The organism is Arthrobacter sp. ov118, from assembly GCF_900116495.1.
Taxonomy (GTDB): domain Bacteria; phylum Actinomycetota; class Actinomycetes; order Actinomycetales; family Micrococcaceae; genus Arthrobacter.
On sequence record NZ_FPAY01000003.1, the window covers coordinates 229,901 to 246,770 of the forward strand.

Annotated in this window: 19 protein-coding genes; 7 read left to right on the forward strand and 12 right to left on the reverse strand. The window is 67.1% G+C overall.

Features of this window, described 5'->3' with window-relative positions; genetic code table 11:
- Nucleotides 1-38 precede the first annotated feature (38 nt).
- Together BM372_RS08575 and BM372_RS08580 are read right to left on the reverse strand one after the other, a co-directional pair.
- Nucleotides 39-233, reverse strand: a complete 195-nt coding sequence (locus tag BM372_RS08575; protein ID WP_090954151.1) for a hypothetical protein — start codon at nucleotides 231-233, stop codon at nucleotides 39-41.
- Between the two features lie 144 nt (nucleotides 234-377).
- Nucleotides 378-602 carry a hypothetical protein gene (locus BM372_RS08580; RefSeq protein ID WP_090954153.1) on the reverse strand — a complete coding sequence of 75 codons (225 nt, stop codon included), beginning with the start codon at nucleotides 600-602 and terminating at the stop codon, nucleotides 378-380.
- A 145-nt stretch (nucleotides 603-747) separates the two neighbouring features.
- On the opposite strand from BM372_RS08580, the gene BM372_RS08585 reads away from it, so the two are divergent.
- The 4 genes from BM372_RS08585 to BM372_RS08600 are packed head-to-tail and all read left to right on the forward strand — an operon-like array spanning nucleotide 748 to nucleotide 3,252.
- A complete protein-coding gene (locus tag BM372_RS08585) occupies nucleotides 748-1,254 on the forward strand; it encodes a MarR family winged helix-turn-helix transcriptional regulator (RefSeq protein ID WP_090954563.1) in 507 nt (168 codons plus the stop codon).
- 27 nt (nucleotides 1,255-1,281) lie between these two features.
- Nucleotides 1,282-1,899: a serine protease inhibitor gene (locus BM372_RS08590; protein WP_090954155.1), complete on the forward strand. Its 618-nt coding sequence runs from the start codon at nucleotides 1,282-1,284 to the stop codon at nucleotides 1,897-1,899.
- A gap of 4 nt (nucleotides 1,900-1,903) precedes the next feature.
- Nucleotides 1,904-2,824, forward strand: coding sequence for a 3-methyladenine DNA glycosylase (locus BM372_RS08595; protein ID WP_090954157.1), 921 nt, complete (start codon nucleotides 1,904-1,906; stop codon nucleotides 2,822-2,824).
- 59 nt (nucleotides 2,825-2,883) lie between these two features.
- Entirely contained in the window at nucleotides 2,884-3,252 is a 369-nt protein-coding gene (locus BM372_RS08600) for a serine protease inhibitor (protein ID WP_090954159.1), read from the forward strand.
- 139 nt (nucleotides 3,253-3,391) lie between these two features.
- Here the strand turns inward: BM372_RS08600 and BM372_RS08605 are convergent, their stop codons facing one another.
- Together BM372_RS08605 and BM372_RS08610 are read right to left on the reverse strand one after the other, a co-directional pair.
- Nucleotides 3,392-6,742: a S8 family serine peptidase gene (locus tag BM372_RS08605; protein ID WP_090954161.1), complete on the reverse strand. Its 3,351-nt coding sequence runs from the start codon at nucleotides 6,740-6,742 to the stop codon at nucleotides 3,392-3,394.
- Nucleotides 6,743-6,855: 113 nt separating this feature from the next.
- Nucleotides 6,856-7,041 carry a hypothetical protein gene (locus BM372_RS08610; protein WP_090954163.1) on the reverse strand — a complete coding sequence of 62 codons (186 nt, stop codon included), beginning with the start codon at nucleotides 7,039-7,041 and terminating at the stop codon, nucleotides 6,856-6,858.
- A gap of 268 nt (nucleotides 7,042-7,309) precedes the next feature.
- On the opposite strand from BM372_RS08610, the gene purS reads away from it, so the two are divergent.
- Genes purS through purL form a run of 3 tightly spaced genes read left to right on the forward strand, consistent with a single transcriptional unit; the run spans nucleotide 7,310 to nucleotide 10,660 of the window.
- A complete protein-coding gene (gene purS, locus BM372_RS08615; protein WP_018776110.1) occupies nucleotides 7,310-7,561 on the forward strand; it encodes a phosphoribosylformylglycinamidine synthase subunit PurS in 252 nt (83 codons plus the stop codon).
- Nucleotide 7,562: 1 nt separating this feature from the next.
- The gene (gene purQ / locus BM372_RS08620) at nucleotides 7,563-8,336 is read left to right on the forward strand and encodes a phosphoribosylformylglycinamidine synthase subunit PurQ (RefSeq protein ID WP_090954165.1); all 774 of its coding nucleotides are present in this window, start codon (nucleotides 7,563-7,565) and stop codon (nucleotides 8,334-8,336) included.
- Nucleotides 8,333-10,660: a phosphoribosylformylglycinamidine synthase subunit PurL gene (gene purL, locus BM372_RS08625; protein ID WP_090954167.1), complete on the forward strand. Its 2,328-nt coding sequence runs from the start codon at nucleotides 8,333-8,335 to the stop codon at nucleotides 10,658-10,660. The genes purQ and purL overlap by 4 nt, the downstream gene beginning before the upstream one ends.
- A 99-nt stretch (nucleotides 10,661-10,759) precedes the next feature.
- On the opposite strand, the gene BM372_RS08630 is transcribed toward purL, so the two are convergent.
- The 8 genes from BM372_RS08630 to BM372_RS08665 all read right to left on the reverse strand — a co-directional run bounded on the left by BM372_RS08630 (nucleotide 10,760) and on the right by BM372_RS08665 (nucleotide 16,863).
- Nucleotides 10,760-11,053, reverse strand: coding sequence for a DUF503 domain-containing protein (locus BM372_RS08630; protein WP_090954170.1), 294 nt, complete (start codon nucleotides 11,051-11,053; stop codon nucleotides 10,760-10,762).
- A 15-nt stretch (nucleotides 11,054-11,068) separates the two neighbouring features.
- Entirely contained in the window at nucleotides 11,069-11,386 is a 318-nt protein-coding gene (locus tag BM372_RS08635; protein WP_090954172.1) for a putative quinol monooxygenase, read from the reverse strand.
- A 155-nt stretch (nucleotides 11,387-11,541) separates the two neighbouring features.
- Complete coding sequence (locus tag BM372_RS08640; RefSeq protein ID WP_090954174.1) at nucleotides 11,542-12,144, reverse strand: tetratricopeptide repeat protein; 603 nt, start codon at nucleotides 12,142-12,144, stop codon at nucleotides 11,542-11,544.
- A gap of 14 nt (nucleotides 12,145-12,158) precedes the next feature.
- Complete coding sequence (locus BM372_RS08645) at nucleotides 12,159-12,716, reverse strand: DUF1990 family protein (RefSeq protein WP_090954176.1); 558 nt, start codon at nucleotides 12,714-12,716, stop codon at nucleotides 12,159-12,161.
- Nucleotides 12,713-13,123: an MmcQ/YjbR family DNA-binding protein gene (locus tag BM372_RS08650; protein WP_090954178.1), complete on the reverse strand. Its 411-nt coding sequence runs from the start codon at nucleotides 13,121-13,123 to the stop codon at nucleotides 12,713-12,715. Before BM372_RS08650 ends, BM372_RS08645 begins: the two co-directional genes overlap by 4 nt.
- Before the next feature lie 105 nt (nucleotides 13,124-13,228).
- Nucleotides 13,229-14,470, reverse strand: a complete 1,242-nt coding sequence (locus BM372_RS08655; RefSeq protein WP_090954181.1) for an acyl-CoA dehydrogenase family protein — start codon at nucleotides 14,468-14,470, stop codon at nucleotides 13,229-13,231.
- A gap of 45 nt (nucleotides 14,471-14,515) precedes the next feature.
- The gene (locus BM372_RS08660) at nucleotides 14,516-15,388 is read right to left on the reverse strand and encodes a MetQ/NlpA family ABC transporter substrate-binding protein (RefSeq protein WP_090954183.1); all 873 of its coding nucleotides are present in this window, start codon (nucleotides 15,386-15,388) and stop codon (nucleotides 14,516-14,518) included.
- Nucleotides 15,389-15,426: 38 nt separating this feature from the next.
- Entirely contained in the window at nucleotides 15,427-16,863 is a 1,437-nt protein-coding gene (locus BM372_RS08665; protein ID WP_090954185.1) for an NtaA/DmoA family FMN-dependent monooxygenase, read from the reverse strand.
- Nucleotides 16,864-16,870: the final 7 nt, after the last annotated feature.

Here is a 16,870-nt window from a genome sequence, read left to right on the forward strand (position 1 = left end):
CATCGCGTCGTTACAGCGCATCAGCGCCGTCTAAGGCTTCAGACCTCTTCGTTCCCGAGATCTGTTTTACGGACAGCGTAGTGATGCCCCTGAGTGTCTGTCTCCACTTCGAAACCCGCCAGGTCGTCTTCGGAGGCGTGCTCGAAGTCGTCATGCCGGTGAATAACCGGCGCTTCCGGGTCATTGCGGTCTGCCGGGCCGAACAAGTACCGCAGCTTGTCGGTTTTGTCCATAAAAGCCTTGACCGTACGTGTCACTAGTCCCACCCCCTTTCATCGTCGCGGGTGGTTCAGGCTGCTGCACAGCGGTGTGTCAGTGCCCTTATTTTACGCCCGACGGCGGCAAATTGCCCGGGTGGAAGCGGTGCGGAATTGGGCCTAGCGCAAGGATTTGTCGCCGGGGTTGCGGGGCACCACATAGGTGCTGCCATCGGCCCGGTGCACTGTCTCCCACTGCTCGGTTTCGGCCTCCCGCGCCGCCAGCAGCCGCCTGTTCTGCTCCGTCATCTCGTGGCCGAGCGAGCTGCGGTTGGCCGGGCCGAAGATCGCCCGGAGCTTCCCGGTGGCCCGCATGAACCTCTCGGCGGCGTTTTCCTTGGCCATGGCTATCCTTTCCTGGGAACAAGACAATGCCTCCAGTGTACGCTAATCATTAGTGCACTAACGATCGGAAGGAGTCGGCGTGACCAATCGAACGGCGGATGCCGCGGCGGGGCTGCAAGCGCAGGCAGCGGAGCACGCCGGGCCGGTGAAACCCCCGCAGGCGGCACGGCCCTCCCCGGCAGCCCAAGACTCCCAAGCAGCGAGGGACGATCTCCTCTTGGAGCAGCAGCTGTGTTTTGCCCTGACGGTGGCCTCCCGCGGCGTCGTCGGCGCTTACAAGCCCGTCCTGGACAAACTCGGCCTGACCCATCCGCAGTACCTCGTCATGTTGTGCCTCTGGGAAGCAAGCCCGAGGTCGGTCCGCGACATCAGCGAAGCACTGGCACAGGAGCCGGCCACCATCTCGCCGCTGCTTCGCCGCCTCGAAACGGCCGGGTTCATCACCCGGCAGCGGATGGAAGGCAACGAGCGCACCCTGGATGTCCGGCTGACCCCCCGCGGAGCCGCCCTTCGCGAGCAGGCCCTCCAGGTCCCGGGCATCATGATGGCGCGTCTCGGGCTGACGCGCGAACAGGTCGGCCAGCTGCATGGGTCCATGATGGAACTGATCGCCGCCACCAGGCCGGGCTCGGAGGACGTGCCCCGGCGGTAGACTGGGCGCAACAGAGGAGGACTGCTCATGCGCACGCAATCGGGCCGCCCGGCACTTGTCCTGGCGGCCGCTCTGATGGTCGCGGCCAGCCTGGCCGCGTGCACGCCAAACGGCGGGCCCTCCCCGTCCCCCTCGGCCAGCACGACGACGGCCCCCTCCAGCCCCTCGCCTAGCACCCCGAGCGGCACCGCGACGGGCACCCCCTCGCCGGACACCGAGACGACCGCCCCGGCGCCCTCACCCACGGCGGCCCCGTTGCCGACGGGCCCGGGCCAGGGCAACGCCGAGCTCGCCATCATGATCAAGCCGTCCGAAACCGGCACGGCCACGAACTTCACGCTCGTCTGCCAGAACGGGGTGCCCGCCCCCGAAAGCCAGCACCCCAATGCCGCGGCGGCCTGCCTCGCCATCAAGAACAACCCCGCCATCCTCAGCCCCCTCCCGCCCGGCAAGGACCAGATCTGCACCCAACAGGCGCCCGCGCAAGGCGCTCCGGCCGTGTACGGCGGCCCTCAGGTCGCGACCGTCTCCGGCGTCGTGGACGGCCGGCCGGTACAGGCGAGCTACAGCCTGAAGGACGGCTGCGAAATCGCCGCGTGGAACGCCGCCAAGGACGTCCTGGGCTCATCCGGCGGGGCGAGCTAGGCCCTTGTTCCTGTCGCGAAACGAATGGCTGCCACGCCAGTCGGCCCACGAACAGCGCGTCCGCCGCTACGCGGAGCCCTACCTTGAGCGGCGCTCAGCGGGCCGGAAGCATCCGGTGGAGGACTTCCTCTTCACCTACTACACCCAAAAGCCCGGACAGCTGCTGCGCTGGCATCCGGGAGCCGGCGTCGTGCTCTGCGGCCCCGAGGCGGCGGCGCGGACCGGCTGGAAATACTACCGCGCGGCCGACGACGCCGAACTCGCCGCCGGGGGGCTGCCGGCGGGTTCGCCCGCCGTGACGGTCGACGTCGACGCCTTCATCCGGGACCGGCGGGAGGCGTTGCAGTTCGCCGGGATCATCCTTGCCGGCACCGCCGCGCGGCCAGCCCAGTTCGGCTGTTTTGGGCTCCACGAGTGGGCCATGGTCTACCGGCAGGACAAGTTCGACCTCCGGCACGAGTACCTGCAGTTACGGCTGGGGTCCGGGCGCACCGACGAGGTGGTTGAGGAGAACCGGATCCGGTGCTCGCATTTCGACGCCTTCCGGTTCTACACGCCGGACGCCGTGCCGTTGAACAGCATGGTCCCCAGCAGGGAAAACCAGCGGACCATGGAGCAGCCCGGGTGCCTGCATGCCAACATGGACCTCTACAAATGGGCGTACAAGCTCGCTCCCCTGCTGCCCAGCGAGATCGTGATGGATTGCTTCGAACTGTCCTGGCGGATCAGGGTCATGGACATGCAGGCATCGCCGTATGATCTTGCCGACTGGGGCTATCCGGCCATCCGGATCGAGACACCGGAGGGCAAGGCCGAGTACGTTGAATATCAGCGGGCGTTCGCGGCGGAGTCGCAGCGGCTCCGGCAGCGGCTGCTGCAACATCTGGAACCCTTGCTCCATGCAGCTGCGACACCGCGGCAGTGACCGCCCGGTGGCCGGCTCCGGAACCGGACAAGCCCTGATGACAACGTGAAGGGACCGACATGACAGACACGGCCAACACGCAGATCGATCTCACCATCCGCCTGAGCGACGCCCCCGGCGCCCCGGAATACACTTTCCGCCTCGAGGCCGGCGACGGCGGTCCCACCGCTGCGTCGACGCTTCCCGATCCGGCCGCCGCCCTTGAGGTCGTCCGGCGCCACGGCGAGGCGATCTTCTTCCCCAAGCCGGGTCCGCCGCCGCTGTGTACGCAGCAGTACGGCGGCCCCCAGACCGCGGTCGTGACCGGCCGGTACCTGGGCCGCGAGGTCAATTGCCGGTTCAGCCGGACCGACGGCTGCGAGATCGCCCGCTGGCGCGCGATGGCCCCGCTGCTGGGCGGCAGCGCCGGTTCCACAGGCGCCATCTGACCCGAAGTTGGGGGCCGCCCGCTTCGCGGCTGCGGCGGCCCGGGTTGAGGCGGCCCCCTTAACCCGGGCCGCCTTAAACAGCAACGGCCGGCGGTGTGAACCGCCGGCCGTTGCCGGGTTTCTTGGTGTTCGTTTCGGCCTAGATGGCGTTGTTCGGGGCGAAGGGCCGGGCGCTGTTCTGGATCTTGCCCTTCTCCTTCTGCACCTTCTTGCCCTTGTCATTGCCGCCGGCGCTGTCACCCGGACCGTCGTTGCTGGCCTGGTCCTCCGACGTTGGCGGTACCACGACGGCCCCGGCCGGCGTCACCAGAACGGAGACAAACGTCGGGTCGCTTGCACCGGCGAAGGTGACGCGGCCGATGTAGGAACCGGTTTCCAGCCCTGACCAGCTCAGCGTGACCTTGCCTGTCTTGCCGTTGGGGAGCCGCAGCGGGTTCGGGCTCAGCGACGCCTTGCCCGCGACCACGCCGAGCACCGCAGCGTCGACCGAGGCCTTGGTGGCGCGCTTGTCCGGGCTGTCGAACAGGTGTGCGTAGATCGTGTACGCGCCCGGGGTCGGGTTGGGGATGGACACGGATTCGCTTGCCGAAGACGTCGCGGAGGTCACCGGCCCGTTTGGAGTCATGACGTAGAGGTCAAAGTCAGCGGCCGGATCCGCGGAGAGGATCGAGAACTTCGCCAGCGGGCTGCCCGCCGGGACCTGGACCGTCTTGACGTAGGTTGCGGCATTGGGTGCAGCCGTGAACGGGCCCGGGACGAGCTCGACGGCGGTGGAGTCTGCCTTCGAGAGACCGTCGAGGGTCATGTTGATCGGCGAGTTCGTGCCGGAGACCAGCTTGATATCACCGGAACCGGTGCCGCCCTGGGAGGTGAAGGCAACACTCTGCGAGGCCACGGCCGACTGCGGACGGACTGCAATCGGGGACGTCACGGTCTTGTTGGCGCCCTGCCAGGTCAGCGAACCCGTGGCGAACTTGCCCAAGGGTGCGCCCTGGTTCTCAAAGGAGACCTTGAACGTGCGCTTCTGCCCGGCGGCACTGAAGTTCAGGGCCGCGGGGGTCACACTGACCTTAATGCCGGGGACGTCGAACTTGGCCTTGTAGACGCCCGGGGTCAGGGCGGTCACGGTGCGGGTGACTTCGATCTTCCCGGCCAGGTTGCCCAGGGCGAAGGACGGGAGGTTCATGTCCCGCGGCTTGGTGGTGCCGATGCCCGGGATGCCAAGTTCCATGCCCGTGCCGTTGATGAACGCCAGGTAGTCAGTCAGGTTGGCGTCGTAGACCAGACCCGGATCCAGCACCCGGGCCGGGTCCACCTGACCCGCGCCGGTGGCGAAGACGTCCGTGTTCTTGGACCCGTCAGCGTTCCTGACGTTGCTCGTGGTGGTCATCATCGCGGATTTGACCGTCGCAGGCGACCACATAGGGTTCTTGGACAGGATCAGCGCGCCGAAGCCAGCCACGTGCGGGGATGCCATGGACGTGCCCGAGAGGAAGCCGAAGTTGTCCCCGCCCGTGCCGATCGGTGAAACACCGGCCAGCACGGCCACACCGGGAGCGGCGACGTCCGGCTTCAGCAGGTCCGAGCCGGCGGCCAGCAGCGGGCCGCGGGAGGAGAAGCCGGCGATCTGCGGCTGCGCCTCGAGCGGCAGGCCGGTGGTGTCCTTGTTAACCAGTGAAACCTTGATGGCCGGGTTGGCCGTGACCTTTGCCTTGATGGCTTCGGTGGCAGGCGGGTTCACGTGAACCGTGGGCACCGAGTGCTTGTCCGTGTCCAGCGAGGAATCTGTCAGGTTGACGAGGATCATGCCCACGCCGCCGCCGCGCTTGACCTCGGCGCTCTTAGCGACGCGGTCCACCACACCGCGGTCACAGACCACCACCTTGCCGGCGATCTTGGCCGGGTCCAGCGACCCCGGACCGCACAGGGCCGGGCTGGCGCTGCCGGCGGCTCCCGCGTTGGCGGCCAGAACCACCCCGGCGTTGGAAACCTGGGTGTTCATGATGCTGGCGCCACGGTACTTGCTGCCGTCGGAGAATTCGGCCGTGCCCTGCAGTTCCTGCGAGAAGCTTGTCGCGGCGACCGTGGTCAGCCAGGGTGCGCCGTGGTTGACGGTGCTGGCCGTCGGGCCGGAGTTGCCGGCGGAGACGGCGACGAAGATCCCTGCCGAGGCTGCGGACAGGAAGGCCATCGACACGGGGTCGGTGGTGGTGTCCGTGGCGCCGGAGATGGAGTAGTTCAAGACGTCCACGCCGTCCTGGATGGCCTGGTTGATGGCCTCAACGGACGCCGAGGAGTAGCAGCCGCCGGTATCGGGGTCCTTGTCTTCCCAGCAGACCTTGTAAATGGAGAGCTTCGCGGCCGGCGCGATGCCGCTGGTCTTGCCGAAGCTCCGGCCGTCGACCGAGGCTTCGACGTTTGCGTTACCGGCAGCCGTGCTGGCGGTGTGGGTTCCGTGGCTGGCGGCGTCGACCGGCGACAGCCTTTCGCCCGGGGCCCATTCTGACTCCGGGACAGTGGCGGCGAAGTCGTCGCCGAAGTAGCGCGCGCTCAGAACCTTGGAGTTGCAGGCGGTGCCGTCAAAGTCGGTGCCGGTCTGGCATTCGCCCTTGAAGTCCTCGCCGTCGGCCTTGAGCATCTTGATCTTGCCGTCGGTGTCGCGGTAGGGCACGCCGACCACCGGGTCTCCCGTGAGGGGCTTCACCTCGTCGCCGGCGAAGAATGCGCTGGACGGCGTGTACCCGGTGTCGATCACGCCGACGACGACGCCCTTGCCGGCCCCGTTCAGGCCCCCGAACTTGGTGTTCCAGGTGCCGTTGGGGCCGCTGAGCTTCAGGAAGTCAGTGGTGGAATAGTCGGGGGCGTTCTCGGTGTCCGGCGCGACCACCAGGACACTGGGGTCCTTGGCTAGCTTGAGGGCCTGGTCGGCCGTCAGCTTGGCACTGAAGCCGTTGAGGGCCGCGGTGAACTGGCGCTGGATCTTGACGCCCTGCTGGCCGGCAATCTGGGCTTGCTTCTGTTCCAGGTGCGACTTGTACTGCTTGACTTCGGGCCTGTTCGCGTCCAGCTTTTTGCCGGTCGCGGGCTTCGTCGCCGCTAGACCGGCCGTGCCGCCGTCGTAGGTTGCAGACGGCTTTTCCGCCAAGACCACAATGTAGCGGCCGTCCTTGTAATTGTTCGGGTCAATATTCTTCTGCGCGATGCCGGTTGCAGCCGGTCCGCGGGCCGGGGCCGCGTTGGCGGGTGCGATTGCGATGGTGGACAGAAGAACCGGCAAGCCCAGGGTCAGTGCCGCGGCCCTCCGGAGTCCCCCGCTTCGAAGGAAGCTCTTTCCTGGTGATGTCACGAGTGTTTGAACCTTTCGTAAAGGAACGGCTCGGCTTGATACCGGGCCCCGCGGGCTGGCGGGACCATACCGAGCGATCGCCCGGCCTGCCCCGACGGATACCAGCCGATTCATACAGTACAGACTGAGAGCTGAATATGACATAGACCACAGGGAGCTTTTTACTTTTTTGTCACGCAACGCGACAGGATGGTCGACGACGTCCTGAACTGCGCCGTCGTCACTCCGGGTCGGGCCGTCGGCGGGCTGTTCCCCGCTTACTGCCGCGGGGTCCGGACTACCTCGCTGATCCACTCACGGGTCTTTTCGTCCAACGGCCCGGCTACGTTGGTTCGCCTCGCTGCACGGTCGGCCTTGATCTTCTGCAGGACCATTCGGCCCAGCCCGGCGAACACAGCGACGGCCACCACTGACAACACCATGGATTTGCGTTTCTCGGCCATGCGCACATCCTACTGACCCGGTGCAGTCCGCGACCATAGCGCGCGGCGGCTGCGTTCAAGCAGGCGGCGGCGGACCGCGCCGCTGCCCCGGGCGCCCTCCGGTTCACACGAGCGGAGCCAAATACGGCGGGACGGGCCGGGGCCGGTAGAATAGGCATGCAAGCTCGCGGAGCGCCCTTTCATGTTGCCCTCACCACACAACTGATCGGCGTGAGACGGCACCACTCCGCTGCGCCCTTACCCAATGCTCACGCACAGGAGTTACCGGATGCCCCGGATCGTTGTCGACGTCATGCCCAAGCCCGAGATTCTGGACCCGCAGGGGAAGGCCATCGTTGGTGCGCTGCCCCGGCTGGGCTTCACCGCCTTCAGCTCTGTCCGCCAGGGCAAGCGCTTCGAACTCACGGTTGACGGCGAGGTGACCGAGGAAATCCTGGCCCAGGCCCGCGATGCCGCGGAGACCCTGCTGTCCAACCCGGTCATCGAGGACGTCGTCAACGTCGAGGTCGTTGAGGCCTGACATGACTGAACTCCCCCTGATCGGTGAAGCCATCGCCGTCGCCGCGAACCCCAAGCTCGCCGGCGCGAAAATCGGCGTCGTCACCTTTCCCGGCACCCTGGATGATCGCGACGCCGTCCGTGCCGTGCGCCTCGCTGGCGCCACCCCGGTGGCGCTCTGGCACGCCGACACCACCTTGGGTGACGTCGACGCCGTCGTAATTCCCGGCGGTTTCTCCTACGGCGATTACCTCCGTGCCGGCGCCATCTCCCGGTTCGCGCCGCTCATGGCCAAGATCATCGATGCCGCCAACTCGGATGCCAGGCTGCCCGTGCTCGGCATCTGCAACGGCTTCCAGATCCTGACCGAGTCGCACCTGCTTCCGGGGTCCATGATCAAGAACGACCACCTGAAATTCATGTGCCGCGACCAGGTCCTCCGCGTGGAAAACAACACCACGGCGTGGACCGGCGACTACGCCGCCGGCCAGGAAATCACTGTGCCGTTGAAGAACCAGGACGGCCAGTACATCGCCGACGAGAAGACCCTGGACGCGCTCGAGGCTGAAGGCCGCGTGGTGTTCCGCTACGTCGGCTTCAACCCGAACGGCTCGCGCCGGGACATCGCCGGCATCGCCAACGCGGCAGGCAACGTCGTGGGCCTCATGCCGCACCCCGAGCACGCCGTGGAGGTGGGTTTCGGCCCGGAGTCCCTCGACGGTGTCGGCGGTTCAGACACCGATGGCCTCGGCTTCTTCACCTCCGTACTGAACAAAATTGTGGGAGACAACAAATGACGGAGACGTCAGCGGGCTCGATCACCGAGACCAAAAAGTTCAACATCGACACCGTCGAGAATGCGGCCAAGACCCCGGACGTGGAGCTCCCCTGGGCGGAGCTGGGCCTGAAACAGAATGAGTTCGACGAGGTCGTCAAGGTCCTGGGCCGCCGCCCCACCGGCGCGGAGCTCGCCATGTACTCCGTGATGTGGAGCGAGCACTGCTCCTACAAGTCCTCGAAGAACCACCTGCGCCAGTTCGGCGACAAGGTCACCGAGGAGATGAAGAAGGACATGCTGGTGGGCATCGGCGAAAACGCCGGCGTCACCAACCTGGGCGACGGCTGGGCCGTCACGTTCAAGATCGAGTCCCACAACTCGCCGTCGTTCGTTGAGCCCTACCAGGGCGCCGCGACCGGCATCGGCGGCATTGTCCGCGACATCATCTCGATGGGCGCCCGCCCGGTGGCCGTCATGGATCCGCTGCGCTTCGGCGCCATCGACCACCCGGACACGGCCCGCGTCATGCACGGCGCCGTGGCCGGCATCGGCGGCTACGGCAACTCGCTGGGCCTGCCCAACATCGGCGGCGAAATGGTCTTCGACTCCGTGTACCAGGGCAACCCGCTGGTCAACGCCCTTGCTGTCGGCGTCATGCGCCACGAGGACATCCGCCTCGCCAACGCCTCAGGCAAGGGCAACAAGGTGGTCCTCTTCGGCGCCCGCACCGGCGGTGACGGAATCGGCGGCGCCTCGGTGCTGGCCTCGGAATCCTTCGACGACACGAAGCCTTCCAAGCGCCCAGCCGTCCAGGTCGGCGACCCGTTCGCCGAGAAGGTCCTGATCGAGTGCTGCCTGGAGCTGTTCAAGGGATCCCTGGTTGAGGGCATCCAGGACCTGGGCGCCGCGGGCATTTCCTGCGCCACGTCCGAGCTCGCCTCCAACGGCGACGGCGGCATGCAAGTCGAGCTGACCTCCGTCCTGCTCCGCGATCCCACCCTGACCCCGGGTGAAATCCTGATGTCCGAGTCGCAGGAACGCATGATGGCCGTGGTCACCCCGGAGAACATCGCCGCGTTTGAAGCGGTCATGGACAAGTGGGCCGTGGAGTACTCCTGGCTCGGCGAAGTGACCGACACCGGCCGTCTGATCATCACGTGGGAAGGCGAAGTCATTGTCGACGTCGACCCGCGCACCGTGGCGCACGACGGCCCGGTCTACGACCGCCCGTACGCCCGCCCCGAATGGCAGGACGCCGTCCAGGCCGACTCCTTCACCGGGTCCGTGCAGGACGCCGGGCGCCCCTCCGCACCGGCAGAGCTGGCCGCCGCCATCACCGAGCTCGTGGCCTCGCCGAACATGTGCGACAAGTCCTGGATCACCAACCAGTACGACCGCTACGTCGGCGGCAACACCGCCATGGCGTTCCCGGACGACGCTGGCGTGGTCCGGGTGGACGAGGAAACCGGGCTGGGCGTGGCCCTGGCCACCGACGCCAACGGCCGCTACACCTACCTCGATCCGTACCACGGCGCCCAGCTGGCACTGGCCGAGGCCTACCGCAACGTCGCCACCTCCGGCGCCGTGCCGATGGCCGTCAGCGACTGCCTGAACTTCGGCTCCCCGGAGGACCCCGACGTCATGTGGCAGTTGGCCGAAGCCATCCGCGGCCTGTCCGACGCCTGCATGGTGCTCGGCATCCCGGTCACCGGCGGCAACGTCTCGCTGTACAACCAGACCGGCACCACGCCCATCCACCCGTCCCCCGTGGTGGCTGTGCTGGGGAAGTTTGACGACGTCGCGCGCCGCACGCCCTCGGGCTGGAAGGAAGACGGCCAGGCCATCTACCTGCTGGGCACGACGGCGGCAGAGCTGGACGGTTCGGAATGGTCCAACCTGCGCGGGCACCTCGGCGGCCTGCCGCCCAAGGTTGACCTCGACTCCGAGCGCGCACTGGGTGAGATCCTGATCAACGCCTCGCGCGACGGCATGGTGGATTCGGCCCACGACCTCTCCGAAGGCGGCCTCGCGGCGGCCCTCGTGGAGTCGGCCCTGCGCTACGGCGTGGGCGCGCGGATCGCGCTGCAGGACGTCCTGGATCGCGACGGCGTGGACCTGTTCACGGCGCTGTTCTCCGAAACGCAGGGCCGCGCCATCGTCTCGGTGCCCCGCTCGGAGGAAATCCGCTTCACGGACATGTGCACCGCCCGCAGCTTCGCGCACGTCCGGATCGGTGTGGTGGACGCCGAGGGCGGCACCCTGGAGATCAACGGCGTCGAACCCATGAACCTCGACGCGCTCCGCGAAGCGCACGAGGCCACCCTGCCGAAGTACTTCGGCTGACCCCACCCCCACCGCCGCATAAGAGCAACGCGGGGTCATTTACCGCCCATAAATCCCCTCGGGATGGGCGCTAAGTGACCCCGCGTTGCTCTTTTCGTCTCAGTCGTCGCTGCGGAGTTCGCGCTGGCGGGCGCTAAGGAGCTCCATTTCCGGCCGGGCTGCCACGAAGCGTTCGACGGCGGTCAGCACCTCCACGAGGTGCGCCCGGTCCGCCGCGACCAGGCCGGCGCCTATCTGGGTGCGCCGGTACTGCTCGTGGTCCCCGACCTCGGCCACGGAGACCTCGAAGCGCCGTTTCAGCTCCGCGAGGACCGGGCGCACCAGCGAGCGTTTCTCCTTGAGGCTGTGAACGTCGCCGAGCAGGATGTCGAACTCAATCCATCCGATCCACATGGCCCTCGTCCTGTCCTAGATGGTGAGTTCGCCCATGCGGTCCCAGCCGTCGCCGTCGAGCTGGCGGCTGATGATCCGCGGCGTCTCGGCCAGCGCCTGCGGCATGTCCGCCATGGCCTTCTTGAAGTGGTCGCTGTTGACGTGGTCGCCGGCGGCATCGTCCTTGAAGGCTTCGACGAGCACGTACTCGTTGGGATCCTCCACGCTGCGGGACCAGTCGAACCAGAGGTTGCCCGGCTCCTTGCGGGTGGCCTGGGTGAAGGTGTCCACCAGGTCGAGCCAGCGCTCGGACCAGTCGGGCTTGACCTTGAATTTGACGACGATGAAGATCACGAGCTGTTGCCTTTCATTCGGTTTTCCGGAGCTTCCATTCTTGTATTTCCGGAGCTTCCATTCTTGTAACAGGACAACGCGGGGTCACTTACGGTCCGTTCCGGGGGTGGTTATGGGCCGTAAGTGACCCCGCGTTGCAGTCGTAGGTGCGCATTTCAGCAGGCCTTGATGGCCTCGCGGGCCAGTTCCTGCTGCCGCGGGGTACCGATCCGCTCCGCCCACTGTTCGGCGAGCTGGAACTCCACCATGGCCTCGGTGCAGCGGCCAGCCTCGTGCAGTGTCCAGCCGAGGTTGTTGTGCAGTGCCACGATCCACCGCTTGGTCCGCTCATCGTGGACCGTGGAAGCGTACTCGAGGGCACTGCGTGTCCAGGCTTCGGCGTGGGCGGGGTCGGCGATGGCCAGCATGTGCAGCGCATCAACGGCCAGGAATTCCTCGCTCAGGTGGTCCGCCAGTTCTGCCGCCTGTTCAAAGAGCGGAACGGCCATGGCGGGGTGTCCGCTGGAATTCAGCAGGCGGCCGCGTTCCAGGAGCACCCGAACGGAGACAGTGGGTTCGTCCGGATCAATCGAGTCGAGCAGGGCGTCGGCTTCCTCGTGACGGCCCTGCAGTCCGATGGCCCGCCCCAGCTGCGCGGTGAGCTCCGCCCGTTCATCGGCGTCGTAGCTTTCATCGGCCGCAGCGGCCCGGAACCGGGCTTCCGAGAGCACTGGGTCAGCGAAGTCCCACAGTTGGTCAAGGGTTGTCTGTTCCAGCATGTACGTTCTCCTGATCAGCTTTCACCTGCGGCGAGTTGACGTGCTCCTTCAATGTATCGGGAAGTGATGTGCCGTTGCGCAGCCCGGGCCAGAAGACCCCCTGCCGTGTAGAACACGTTGGCGTGCCGGCTGAAGGCGGTGATCTTCAGCGACACTGTCCCCGCGGCGTCGATCTCCACCTCAAACGCTTCCTCGCCGCGTTCCGGGTGGCCGGGGAGGGTGCCGTACCCGAAGCCGGCGCTTTGGGGACCGTCCCCGGCCGCCGGCCGGCGCACCCACACCACCTCGCAGGGCGCGTTGATCCGGAAGGGTCCGACGCCGAATCCGCTCACCACGCGCGCTCCGGGAACCACCTCGTCAAAGTCGGTGCGCACGCGCAACCCCGACCGCTTCTGCAGTTCCCAGGTCAGGATTCCCCGCGCGACCCGCTGATAGGTGTCCGGCCCGTCGCCAAGGTACGTCCGGGACACCAGACAGGGGAAGCCCTGCGGAGCCTGTCCGTGCTCGGTGGAGCCAATGCCCGGATAGTTCAGCCCGCCCCGGGCGATGCGGCCGCCGGGATGGCGGCTCATGCGCGGTCGCCGCGGGCGAGTCCTGCCCAGCCCAGCTGCTCCCGCTGCTTCCGGCTCAACGACGCCACCACCAGGTCATAGGAGTCCTCCACCATGTCCCGGATCATGTCATCGGGCAGTGCGCCGTCCAGCCGGACGCCGTTCCAGTGCGTCTTGTTCATGTGCCAGGCGCCGGTGATTTCCGGGTGGACGGCGCGCAACTGCTCGGCCAGGGCAGGCTCGCATTTGAGGCTTACGGACCAGTCCGCCGGGTCCATGGCGGAGGCGGCAAACATCTTGGATTCCTGCCGCGCCCCGCCCGCCACCGCGGCCCGCACCTTGAACACGGACGTCTCCGGACCGAAGGGAAAGTCCTCATAGGCGCCGGGGAAACTCAGGCAGATCTCGCGGAGGGTGGCAACGTCCATGCCACGAGCCTATCCGGCAGGAGGGGCCCACCGCAGGCCGCCCCCGCAACCGCACTCCGCGCCTCCCGCAACACAGGAGGCGCGGCTGGAGTGGCTCGTGCGGGGCTACTTGGCGGTGCGGGCATCCCCGATGCTGTGCAGCCCTTCGGGAGTGGTGCCGTTGACCTCGTAGTCGCCCACGGTGCGCGCCTTGAACACGGCGGGGTTGTGGGTGGACACGGTGCGGGCGTTGCGCCAGTGCCGGTCCAGCGACTTGGTCCTCGACGTCGAGGACGCCCCGGTCACGTCGAAGAGCTGCTGGGCGGCCGACTGGACCAGTTCAGGCACCAGCAGCTGGGCCTTTTCCACGGCAAGCTCGCCCCGGATGTACCGCTCCTCCGGGGTGAGATCCAGGTCCGGGTCAGCGCCGGCGTCGAGCTCCCGGGCGGCGGCCAGCACGACGGACTCCGCGGCGAAGACCTTGGCCGAGAGCTGGCCCACGAGCTGCAGGATCAGCGGATCGTTGCGGAACAACTCTCCGGAGCCGGTGTTGAACGTGCGCTTGCGGTCGCGCACCAGGGTCCGGGCATCGGACAGGGCTGCCCGGCCGATGCCTGCAAGGACGGCGAGCAGGACCAGCTGGAAGAAGGCCGGCTCGTGCGTGGTGGATTCCGACCGCCGGATGATGTGGGCATCCGGAACCACCGCGTCGCGGAAGATCGTGGTGCCGGTGCCGGTCAGCTGCTGGCCGAAGCCGTCCCAGTCGTCAAGGATTTCCACACCCGGCTGGGTGGTGCTGACCACGGCGTACTGGCGGCCCTCCACACCCTCGGTGCTGGCCAGGACGGCAATCCACTCGGCGAAGATGGTGCCTGTGGTGTAGAACTTCCTGCCGTTCAGCAGCCAGCCCCCGCCGTCACGCGTCAGCTTGGTCCCGGTGGTGCCCAGGGCGTTCCCGGATCTCTCCGTGGCGGCATTACCGAAGATCTCGCCGGCCACCACCTTCGGGTACCAGCGGTTCCTGAACTCAACGGATTCCAGCCCGACGGTTTCCACGAAGGCGAAGTGCGATCGGTACAGGTGCGCCACCGAGGAGTCCGCCTCGGCAAGTTCGATGAGCAGCCGGAAAAGCTGTTCAAAACCGATGCCGTCGCCCCCGTGTTCCCTGGGCACGCGGAGCCGGCCGAAGCCAGCCTCGTTCAGCCAGCGGACCTGTTCGAAGGGCAGGACGCGGTCCTGCTCCCGGGCCAGCGCGCCCTCGGCGATGCGGGCAAATACGGGGCGGAAGCGCTCCGCCAGTTTCTCGTAGGCAGCCTCGGCGGAGGGTGCCGCAAGGGCGGGGGGTGTGGTGTCTGCTGCGTAGGACATGCGTTCTCCTGGCTCCTGTCTGGCGGACTCGGCGGACTCGGCGGGCTAGAGCTTGGAGACGTCGGCGGCGGGATCCTGGTCCCAGGGCGTGGGCAGGATGCCCTTCTGGTAGCTCGCAAACCAGGCTTTGACCTCCGGGGACTGGTAGGCAGCCTTGAGGGCCGCGGCCTTCTCCGAGCCGGCAAAGTCCTTCCGGCCCGCAACCACAATCCGGAACGGAATCTGGTCGGCATCCGATTCGAAGGCCAGAGCGTCGTCCCTGGTGTGACCGGCGTCGGCTGCCATGCGCGCCACCAGGAAACCGGCGTCCACGTCGGGAAGGGTCTTGGCGAGGGACTGCTGGTCCACCTCGACAAACTGCAGCTTCTTCGGGTTGGCGGTGATGTTCTTCTGCGACGTGTGGATCACCGTTGCGTCGGAAAGCTCCAGCAGGCCGGCGTCGCGCAGCATGAACAGGGCGCGGCCGTTGTTGGCCGGGTCCACGGGGATGCCGATCTTGGCACCGTCCGGCAGCTCCTTCAGGGACTTGTGCTTGTCGGACCAGATGCCGCCGGGTGCGCTGTAAACGTAGAAAAGCCCCACGTTGTCCAGGCCCTTGTCCTGGTTGAACTGCTTCAGGTAGGCGTTGTGCTGGAAGAAGTTGGCGTCGAATTCGCCGTTGGCCACAGCAAGGTTGGGCTGGATGATGTCTGTGACGTAGGTGGGTTCCAGGGTCCAGCCCTTGGCCTCGAGCAGCTTCTGGGCAATCTTCGTGGGTTCCTGGTACGGGGCAGACTCGGTGACGATGATCTTGATCGTCTTGCCGCCGCTGCTGCCGCTGGCGCCGGCAGCGCCGGTCAGGCCGCATCCGGTCAGTGCCGCGGCGGACACGGCGCCGGCGCCTGCGAGGGCATATTTGAGGAAATTTCTACGCTGCATGTTCTGGGTCCTTTGTGGTGATTCGCGCTGAGCTGTGACTAGGCGGTGACGGTGGCGGGCTTGTTTTCGGCGGCCGCGGAGAATTCCGTGAAGGCCCCCCGGAACGCCGCGGCTGGGTGGCGGTCATTGAGGCGCGGCCCGGCCCCAAAGAGCTTTTCGCGCAGGGTTCCCGGCGCGTATTCGGCCTGGGCAAGGCCGCGGCGCCGCAGCTCTGGCAGTACGCCGTCGATGAAGTCGGTGTACGAGCCGGGGATGGTCTGGTTGATGATATTGATGCCGTCGATTCCGGCGTCCTGCCACTGCTCGAGGCCGTCGGCGATCTGTTCCGGCGTACCCACCACGCGGTTGGCCCGGCTGCGGTAAAGGGCGATGTCGCGGAGGGTGGGGTTGCCCCCTCGGACCGAGGCGCGGATGGCCGTCAGATGGCCCTGGCTGCCTTCGGTTTCGAGGTCGCCCAGCGGGGTGTCCAGCGGCAGGCCGCCGAGGTCGACGCCGAATCCGCCGCCGACGTGGGCCAGCAGGGCCTCGATGTCCAGGCTGTCCTCCAGCTCGTCCGCTTTGCGTGCCGCCTCGGCTTCGGTGCCGCCGACCACGAAGTGCATTCCCTGGAGGAACTTCACGTCGTCCGGGTGGCGGCCCGCGGCGGCGGCCTGTTCGCGGACGGCCGCCGTGTACTTCGCGGCCACCTCCGTGTTCGGCGCCAAGGTGAAGGTGGCCTCGGCGTTGGCGGCGCAGAACTGCTGGCCGCGGCCCGAGCTCCCGGCCTGGAAGAGCACCGGGGTGCGTTGCGGGGAAGGCGCCGCCAGGTGTGGACCGTCGATGGCGTACCGGGGGCCGCGGTGGTAGATCTTGCTGACCTTCTCAGGGTCGGCGTGGACGCCGGTTTCCTTGTCGCCGAGCAGGGCATCGTCCGCCCACGAGCCTTCCCACAATTTGTAGGCGGCCTCGACATACTCGTCCGCCCAGTCGTAGCGTTCATCATGCTTGGTCAGCTCGGTGGCGTTGAAGTTCTTGTGGGCGTTTTCCAGCACGCTGGTGACGATGTTCCAGGCCACGCGGCCGTCGCTGATGTGGTCCAGGGTGGACATCTGCCGGGCAAACTGGAAGGGATGGCTTTGAATCACCGACGACGTCGCTGCGAGCCCGATGTCCCGGGTTCCGGTGGCGAGCGCGGACAGCAGAATGAGCGGGTCATTGGACGGCACCTGCAGGCCCTTTTTGAGCAGTGATGCCCACCCGCCGTCGTAATCTCCGTAGAGGCCGACGACGTCGGCGAAGAAGATCGCATCGAACTTGGCGTCTTCGAGCTGGCGGGCCAGGTCGATCCATAGCCTGAGTTCATTGAACCGGTGCTGTTGCGCTTCCGGGCGCCGCCACTGGCCGCCCATGATGTGGCTGGACGTGTTCATCACGAAGGCGCTGATCAGCAGGCGGGGGCGGGGTCCGTCGAAACGGGTACTGGCGATTGAAGTCATGGGGGTG